Source organism: Bradyrhizobium sp. Leo170, from assembly GCF_004296405.1.
Taxonomy (GTDB): Bacteria; Pseudomonadota; Alphaproteobacteria; order Rhizobiales; family Xanthobacteraceae; genus Bradyrhizobium.
The window spans coordinates 1-7,578 of sequence record NZ_PSRR01000391.1 but is presented as its reverse complement, the minus strand read 5'-3'; the positions used below and the strand labels follow the sequence as shown (position 1 = coordinate 7,578).

At 58.2% G+C, this 7,578-nt stretch carries 9 protein-coding genes; 4 read left to right on the top strand and 5 right to left on the bottom strand.

Annotated features, from left to right (window positions below):
• Window positions 1-785: 785 nt before the first annotated feature.
• Window positions 786-1,076 (top strand): hypothetical protein, encoded by a 291-nt coding sequence (locus tag CWO89_RS38050; protein ID WP_130583487.1) that lies wholly within the window; start codon window positions 786-788, stop codon window positions 1,074-1,076.
• Window positions 1,077-2,676: 1,600 nt separating this feature from the next.
• On the opposite strand, the gene CWO89_RS38040 is transcribed toward CWO89_RS38050, so the two are convergent.
• Together CWO89_RS38040 and CWO89_RS46360 are read right to left on the bottom strand one after the other, a co-directional pair.
• The gene (locus CWO89_RS38040; RefSeq protein ID WP_130583485.1) at window positions 2,677-3,348 is read right to left on the bottom strand and encodes an alpha/beta hydrolase; all 672 of its coding nucleotides are present in this window, start codon (window positions 3,346-3,348) and stop codon (window positions 2,677-2,679) included.
• A 297-nt stretch (window positions 3,349-3,645) separates the two neighbouring features.
• Window positions 3,646-3,822 (bottom strand): hypothetical protein, encoded by a 177-nt coding sequence (locus CWO89_RS46360; protein ID WP_165421497.1) that lies wholly within the window; start codon window positions 3,820-3,822, stop codon window positions 3,646-3,648.
• 260 nt (window positions 3,823-4,082) lie between these two features.
• Between CWO89_RS46360 and CWO89_RS38035 the strand changes: the two genes are divergently transcribed.
• Both CWO89_RS38035 and CWO89_RS38030 read left to right on the top strand, forming a co-directional pair.
• Window positions 4,083-4,274 (top strand): hypothetical protein, encoded by a 192-nt coding sequence (locus CWO89_RS38035; RefSeq protein ID WP_130583484.1) that lies wholly within the window; start codon window positions 4,083-4,085, stop codon window positions 4,272-4,274.
• A gap of 139 nt (window positions 4,275-4,413) precedes the next feature.
• A complete protein-coding gene (locus tag CWO89_RS38030; RefSeq protein ID WP_130583483.1) occupies window positions 4,414-4,668 on the top strand; it encodes a hypothetical protein in 255 nt (84 codons plus the stop codon).
• Here the strand turns inward: CWO89_RS38030 and CWO89_RS46355 are convergent.
• The 3 genes from CWO89_RS46355 to CWO89_RS38010 all read right to left on the bottom strand — a co-directional run bounded on the left by CWO89_RS46355 (window position 4,640) and on the right by CWO89_RS38010 (window position 6,821).
• Window positions 4,640-4,930 (bottom strand): hypothetical protein, encoded by a 291-nt coding sequence (locus CWO89_RS46355; protein WP_165421496.1) that lies wholly within the window; start codon window positions 4,928-4,930, stop codon window positions 4,640-4,642. The genes CWO89_RS38030 and CWO89_RS46355 overlap by 29 nt on opposite strands.
• A gap of 318 nt (window positions 4,931-5,248) precedes the next feature.
• Window positions 5,249-5,782, bottom strand: coding sequence for a LysR family transcriptional regulator (locus CWO89_RS38020; protein WP_245476764.1), 534 nt, complete (start codon window positions 5,780-5,782; stop codon window positions 5,249-5,251).
• 394 nt (window positions 5,783-6,176) lie between these two features.
• Window positions 6,177-6,821, bottom strand: a complete 645-nt coding sequence (locus CWO89_RS38010) for a response regulator transcription factor (protein WP_130583481.1) — start codon at window positions 6,819-6,821, stop codon at window positions 6,177-6,179.
• A gap of 540 nt (window positions 6,822-7,361) precedes the next feature.
• Between CWO89_RS38010 and CWO89_RS47270 the strand changes: the two genes are divergently transcribed.
• On the top strand, window positions 7,362-7,578 hold a 217-nt coding region (locus tag CWO89_RS47270), incomplete at its 3' end, for a hypothetical protein (protein WP_207234655.1).

Below are 7,578 nucleotides of genomic sequence, written 5' to 3'. Positions count from 1 at the left end.
CCAAATGTTCTCCCTCCCTGGATTTCCTAGTTTTCCCGATAACTTTGGTTCCGTCCTCATCACATGTTAAGCGGCAGTGCTCGTTGTGCGGCCAAGAGGTCGCCTAATCGCTCATCAGGTGGTCGACGTCGGCCCAACACGTGCGAACATCGATGTCAGTCTGGGCACGCGCCAAAGAACCTGGCGAAGCGCCCCGTCTGCCGGACGGGCTCAATACGGATATGGATAAGGACGGTTGGCGCCACTGATGACGAGTTGCGGTCAGTTAACGTCGCCAGCCTCGGCCATATCAGAGCTGCGGGGCGGTGACCGCGTTCTCAGCTAACACTCTCGATCTTCTGCTTCGCGCCCGCCTTTCAATTTCAGCATCGCCAATGATCTTACGAAGCGAAACGAGGTCTGACATTTTTTCTCTGAGCATGTCGTCATCCGACGCAAGTTGCTCGCGAAGTTCTTTAACCGTGCGTGACAAAGTGCGCATCGGAAACAGCCCTCCCTGAAAAAGGAGTGAAGTATCACAATCGGGAAAACTCGGCAATCCGCTGCGTTATGGGACGGAGAGGAATAGTTGGATCCGAATCTGCGGCCTCAGCTCTATGCCCCCCAAGGCTTTGGCGTTGCGCGGAGCCCGCCGGCGAGCCTCCCGTCCTGAACTCAGGCGCAGAGGAACGAAGCAGTCGCTCAAGCGTACTTAGACCTAATCATTGTACGCGAAGATTTCGCAAGCGGGGCGAAGACTTTCTTCAATAAGCCGCCAGGGCCGGAAAATTTTTGGGAGATCATCCATGACCGAGGAGCCGCTCACGGTCGACGCAGGCAATGTTCCCGAAACGCTTTGCGTAGGAAAAATCAATTTGGCATCGGGGCCCGGGCCGCTCATGACGCTTACCTTTACAAACGTTCGACCAAAGGCAGGTCCTTTATTCGATTCCAATAGGATTGAGCATGAGAGCGTCGTGCGTGCTCGCATTGTCACGACGTTGGACAATTTGATTGCATTGCAAGATCTACTGAACAGTTCGATACGGCAAACGCCAGTTCCTTCCGCCAGCAGCGAGGCCGTCAAGGTCCATTGATGGGTTGCTGGCGGCGATGCGCGCCGCCGCGCGAGGCTGCTCCGGACGACGTCGACTGGGGAGGTCCGCGTCCATCCGGACGGCGAGCACCGCAAGCGGTTCGATTTCGCCCGTTGGCTTGGCCGGCATGGTTTCGAACGGGCTTCGCGCAGCGGGCGGACGGGTTACGGAGGCGGCTAGATGGCCGCCGCATCGTCGTGAATCCGGCGTCGGGCAAAGGCGACGTAGTGGCCGAGGTCGACGGCATCACCGTGTCGACCGAGTGTAAGGGTGGCCACCGAGATGGCGCTCAACGTGCTCGCCTACAACATGAAGCGCGTGATGACGATCATGGGCGTAGGCGGATTGCTGGAGGCGATGCGGGCATGAGGCCGGCCTCTGCGACCAAATCTGCGCCTACATGAAGCTCCTGTTGACCACCGAGACGACAAGAAATCGATGCCACCGAACTAGAAAGCTCGGCGGCCGCAAGATATGCCGGTGCGCCCCAACTTGCGCGATTTTTACACAGCCTGGGCCAGAAGCAGACATGTAACGCTTCGAGCGAGCGGTCAGCGTTCTTCCGTGGTCATGTCGACTGCGACGCCGAAATATCGAAATAAATTGCAAGCCTCAGCGGCCAAATTCGGAAATTCGGACTGGTTTGCATGATAGCGTGGACAGATCGGGATGGCGTGCCCGTCCTGAATTCGGGAGGACATTCGTCATGAGATTGTCATCGAGCCTTCTCGCACCCTCGGCTGTCGCTACCCTGTCAACCGCATTGCTGTGCGCCCTCGGCGGTACCGCCGTGTCGCAAACCACATCAGGCTCCACGCTTCCCAGCGTCACGGTCGAAGCGCCGAAGCAAACGGCGAGGCCACCACTCAGGGAGGAGCGGGCGGCAAATACTGGTGCAGTTCACCGGAGAGGGCGGGCCACCCGGACGACGGCTCAAACAGCGCGACGGACGCCGTCGACTGCGCAAGGTCCTGTCATGGCGAAGCTTGCCCGGCTCGAGAGAGAGGCCAGCAGTTGCAACGATGGTTGCGAATCAAGCTTCAAACGCGGCAAGGACCCTTGGGTTGGATGCAGTGAATCGTCGGGATATTACTCAGTTTTCTCAGCAACGTGCAAAGACACACTCACCTACAAGAGCTACGTGGATTGCGGAGAAACCAAAATGTTCCTGGGCTGGGATCGACAACGAGCCTGGTGGTATTGCAACGGCATGCAGATCGGAGGGAAATTTCGGGTCACCGCAGCCAATCGATGGAGGTAGCGCACGCGTATCTCGGCTCAATAGCGGACAGCTGACCCTCGTGTGTCATTTGTCTTCGCAAAGCCCGCTCGAAATGTAGTCGCGCCAAATACAATATCGATCCGAGGTTCCATCCGCGGCTGGAGCTCAACCTAGGTCCGCTATGCGGTCATCGGCGTCGTTTTGATCGCGTGCAGCTCACTTCCGGTCTAACCCCACAAGCAGACATAATCGCGGACCGTCGGCATGTCTCAAAAGGGCCATAAGCGGCCGTGAGCATCTGCAGCAAATGGCATGCCACCTCCCGGCGGGATTTCGGGGGCTAATTATCGAGACTTTGCGCATCGAAGCCGCAGACCATCATGAGCTGGCGTCCGCCGCCTGCTCAATCAGCACCGCCACCGCGCGGGGATTGGAGACGTAGATCGCGTGACTTCCTGGGACCTCGACGACCGTCGAGCCCGCGCGCTTCGACATCTGCCGTTGTGCTGACAGCGGGATCATCTTGTCGTCCATGGCCACGAGATACCAGCTCGGCTTCTCCCTCCACGCGGGCTCGGTGACCGCGCCATCGTTCGCATCCAGGCCAAACGGCACCTGGCTGTCGGCCCAGAAGGCAGCGGTCTTGGGATCCACATCAGCGCCGAACGCGGCCGCCATCTTCGCCTTGTCTTGGAAGAGATATCCCTCCTCCGGCGGCGTAAAGGACGGCGGGTGGCCGACGATGGTGTTGACGGACTCGCCTTTGTCCGGAGCGAAGGCGGCGATGTAGACGAGGGCCGCGACTTTGGGATGCATGCCCGCCTCGGTGATCACCACGCCGCCGTAAGAGTGACCGACCAGCACCGCCGGACCTTCCTGCTCATCGAGGATCAGATTGGTCGCGGCCACGTCGCCCTCCAGCGAGATGGTCGGATTCTGGACGACGCTGACCGTGAAACCGTCGTCCTTGAGGATGTCGTAGACGCCGGCCCAACTCGACCCGTCGACGAAGGCACCGTGAACCAAAACGATGTTGTTGATCCTGGCCATGACGCGCTCCTTCAAGGCAGAAGCGAGTGCCAGCAGCGAGGCCCAACACCCGCGCGTGTCCACGTAAACGGCGTCCACCTAGCACGTGTTCCGCGGAAAGATGCCGACAAGGGGAATAACAGTTTGCGCCCGCGAACTCCGATAGGCCGATGCCCGCTCAGGGTCAAAAGCGACTGTTTGGCAGTCGGCCGGTCACTTCCGGTCCACCCCTACTAACAGACATTCTCGGATACCGACGGCATGTCTCAAAGGGGCCAACAGGCGACATTCGCAGCAAGGGGCTTGTAGCTGCGGCTTTTACCTAAGGGCGGGCAGCGCTTCCTTCGTGAGCACGCGCCGGCTCTTGCGGAGGACGCCGACCATTTCGGCTTTCGTCTTCCTCATGCCCGTGAGCTGCCGGATCAGCGAGACATCGTCCTCGCCCATACCCAGCAGCTCTTCAACGCGGTCGCGAAGGCGCTGCAGCTCGCTCATTGGATCAGCCCGAGAAGCTTGACGAGGATGATGCCCGCGCCGAGCAAGGGATGCAGCTGCCGCCAAGGATATACAGTGCGACGTTCAACAGGAACGAGCCATTCTCGAGGGAAGCCTTACCGCCGGGCGAGCGCCGATAAGGAAGACGCCCAGCAGGACCAGCATGACTGCGGCACGGACCTGACCGTGCAGGACTGCGATGCTATAATAGGTTCTCGAACGCGCCGGCAACGCGGCGCATGCAAGTAACGAGCAAGGCCATGAAAGTCAAAGACCTGATAACTGAGCTGCAGAAGCTCGATCCGGAGACGCCGGTCGTCACGTCCAGTCCTGACGGCTTCGCTCTGTATGAGCCGACATTTGACCGCGAATGGATCACGATAGACCGGTTCGGTAGTCCGCAGCGCGCCATCTCAGGCGATCCCGGAGCCGTGGAGGCCGTCAGACTCTAGGCCTCCGGGAGGTTCTCCGGCACATAGAACTTGATGCGCCCGCCGATCGTATCGTTGTTTGGGTAGTCTGGTTCACGATTGGAACGCCTGGAACCAGCACAACGTTGTATAGACTGCGAACCGTCGCGGGGAGGCGGAGATGAAACACACCAAAGGCGAAATGATCCGAACAATCGTGAACGAAGCCGGCGATGAAGTGGGCCAGACCGACCTCGAGGGCATGCTTATCAAAGGGCACCACCAAATCGACGCCGAGCTAAAGCTCCGCCACAAACTGTTCTTCAGGACCAGCGGCGCGCTGACAAAGATAAACTGCATCACCATTGACCATGCCGCGCACAAGATCACGCTGGTGGTGGACGGCTTTAGTCGGGAACGTTCTCATACAGCTTGAGGGGTTCGCCCAGCGTATCGTTGTTCGGATACATCGCCTGAACCAATGCCCGGCCAGTAGGAACGAAGAGGCCGGCGCGTTGGATTGGAGGCGGCACATGAGAAACATCGTGGACGAAGCCGGCGAGATCGTCGCCAAGGCAACGCGTGACGGCACGTTGGTCGGCGGGCAGCACCGCATCGCGGTGGCAGCTAGCCTCGGTCAAAAGCTGTTCTGGCAAGACACCGGCGAACCTGTGAACCTTGAACCCTTCTTCAGGCATCCGGCAAGTTCTCATCGACATGTAGCTTGAGGCGTTCGTCCATCGTTGTTCGGATACAACTGCTTCAGGCAGCGGACGAGCTTGAACCACGCTTCCTGCTGGTCAGCGTCGTCGAAGACGATGTTGAACTGGATCACGGCATAATCGGTGTCTAATGAGGACGTTGTCGCGGACGATCGTGCCGTCGAGATCAGGGTGCTTTGAGGTCCGCTATGCCCTTAACACCGGCCCGAAAGCGGAGATCGCCGGTAGTCCGGGTCGGGCCAGAAGGCGACGTTCGCGGAGGCATGCCCCGCTCGTCGTCGATCAGTTCAGGTGTCATACGTCTGCAAGATCTGCGGGACATAGCTCTGGCAGAAGTCGAGGTATGTCCTGACAATGGTGGATGGGTGGCGGTGAGACGGATAGAGCAGATTGATTGGCTGCTCGGGCAACGGGTGTTGCGGCAGCAATGGCACCAAGCGCTTCTTTCGGCAGGTCCCACCACGGCTCAAACGCCTGGGGCAACGATAACCGCAGACGTCCCTTCAGGCGCGCCTGGTCGCTCATGACGGCTTGCTCAGCCTCGAGCAGCACCTCGATGCCGCGGCCGGCGTGCTCGTAGAGCCTGGTTCCGGCATCGGTAAGCTTCGCGCCGCGTGCCGAGCGCTCCAGCAACTGCACTTTGAGTTGCTGCTCGAGGTCCCGTATTCGACGGCTCAATGTCGGAAGCGGAATTCCGAGGCGGGCGGCCGCCGCTGAGAGGCTGCCCGCCTGAACGACCGCAACAAACATCCGGGTCGCGTTGAGATCCATGCGAAAAGCCTGCCATATCTGATAGGTCGATTGCCAATTTTGGTCGTTCAATTTCATATTTGGTTGGCCTATCCAGCTCGCAAGTCGAAAGGACCTCATCTGGAGAGCCTATGAAAACGAGCATCCTGGCAGCCATGTCATTCGCGTTAGCGGGGACGGTCGCGAGCGTCAACAACGCCCCGATCTTATAATCTCGGACTATCATCTTGCGAGCGGAAAGACCGGAATCCGAGCGATTGAACAAACTAATGCGGCGTTTGGTTCATCCATTCCAGCTATTCTCATCAGCGGCGATACGGCACCAGAACCATTACGTGACGCCAAGGATAGAGGATACATTTTGCTGCACAAGCCTGTCGACCCAATGCGGCTCCGCGCGGTCATGCACGATTTCTTTAGGGATCATGACGATAGGCGAGATACCCAGCCGGCTTTATGACTCAGATTTCGGCTACAATTCCCAGCCCATTTTTCCTACTTTTATTACTGCCTCGGTGCGGCTCGTTACGCTGAGCGCCCTGAGAACGACCGTGATGTGGTTTTTCACTGTCGGCACTGCCATATTGAGGGTCTTGGCAATGACCTTGTTGCTTTTTCCCTTCATCAGGAGCGCAAGCACTTCAATCTGCCGATCGGTCAACCCGAGCCCCTTAAGAGAGTCGCGCGCCGTCAGTTTATTTGTAAGCCGCGGAGGCGTTGTTTCCTCCAGAATTTCCGAGGGAATGTAAATCCCGCCGGAGAACACTAACTTAATGGCGTTGAGCATAACCTCCCGTTCAGTAGTTTTCGGGATGAAACCCAGAGCGCTAAGTTTGAAAGCGTGCTTGACTGTGCCTTGATCATTCGAGGACGAGATAACGATGATAGCAATGGTCGGATAGCGGTCTCGCAGTTCGCGGAGGACAGAGAAGCCATCTTGATCAGGCAAATTGATATCAAGCAAAATGAGGCTGATGTCGGGATGTTCCTCGACTATGTGCATTGCCTGACCGCTGTTCGAAGCCTCGAATATGACGGCTTCTCGCTTCAGTTGTTTCAGGACAGCGCGCAACGCCTCGCGTATCAATGCATGATCGTCAACAATAAGGACTTTCATGAAAAGCTCTCCGTCATCCCATGCACGGAGATCCAATTGAAAGAAAATCATACACCCGCCTTCGGGTCTTTGGTTGGCGGAAGATTGGCTCCCGACACCGTCTATTCTTCCTCCTTGCCCTGCCAGCGGTTCACCGTCAGCCACTCAAGGTAGGAGTCGAATGCCGTTGCGTGCTGCAAATTGTATTCACCTCGCCGTAGGACACCGAAAACGCGAGCGCGGGCCACGAGAGTCGCGGGGACTCAGAGTCTCCTTGCCTATATGGTAATGGTGAATGTCCATGATGTGTCCGACGGATGATGCGGAGATCTGTACGGTACCTTGATCATAGGACCTAGGAACCTCTTTGTGTGTTCCTCTGGCTGATTTACGCGCTGGACCGTTGAACGATAATCGTTAACGGATAGCCTACCGCGCCAGGAGGTTTTACCGGGCGCCCTTCGGGCCACCAGCGAAAATGTGGGCCGGGATGTGAATTGGATCACAAGGACTGTGGAGCCTGCCCCTTATTCTTCCGGCCATCGAACAGGAACCAAGGCCATGATTTCCCACCCAAGGACCCACAAGGGAGCGGTGCTGATCGCGGCGTACGTGATGTTTGCCTGCGTAGCGGCATTACTGTCGGTCAACCTGACATCACCCACCAGCGCCGCGCTCGGCGCTGACTGGCGGTGCAGCCGGTTTGCGCTCGTATTCACGAGCTGCACCCCGGTGCGCGCACACGAGGCCGTTTCCACTGGCGTGCGCAAGCCGACCT

Bases quoted from the DNA above. Each gene is read 5' to 3' on its own strand.
- CWO89_RS38040 (WP_130583485.1), bottom strand. From the start codon at position 3,348: ATGGCCAGGATCAACAACATCGTTTTGGTTCACGGTGCCTTCGTCGAC.
- CWO89_RS38030 (WP_130583483.1), top strand. From the start codon at position 4,414: ATGAAACACACCAAAGGCGAAATGATCCGAACAATCGTGAACGAAGCC.
- CWO89_RS46355 (WP_165421496.1), bottom strand. From the start codon at position 4,930: ATGCCTGAAGAAGGGTTCAAGGTTCACAGGTTCGCCGGTGTCTTGCCA.
- CWO89_RS38050 (WP_130583487.1), top strand. From the start codon at position 786: ATGACCGAGGAGCCGCTCACGGTCGACGCAGGCAATGTTCCCGAAACG.
- CWO89_RS46360 (WP_165421497.1), bottom strand. From the start codon at position 3,822: ATGAGCGAGCTGCAGCGCCTTCGCGACCGCGTTGAAGAGCTGCTGGGT.
- CWO89_RS38035 (WP_130583484.1), top strand. From the start codon at position 4,083: ATGAAAGTCAAAGACCTGATAACTGAGCTGCAGAAGCTCGATCCGGAG.
- CWO89_RS38020 (WP_245476764.1), bottom strand. From the start codon at position 5,782: ATGAAATTGAACGACCAAAATTGGCAATCGACCTATCAGATATGGCAG.
- CWO89_RS38010 (WP_130583481.1), bottom strand. From the start codon at position 6,821: ATGAAAGTCCTTATTGTTGACGATCATGCATTGATACGCGAGGCGTTG.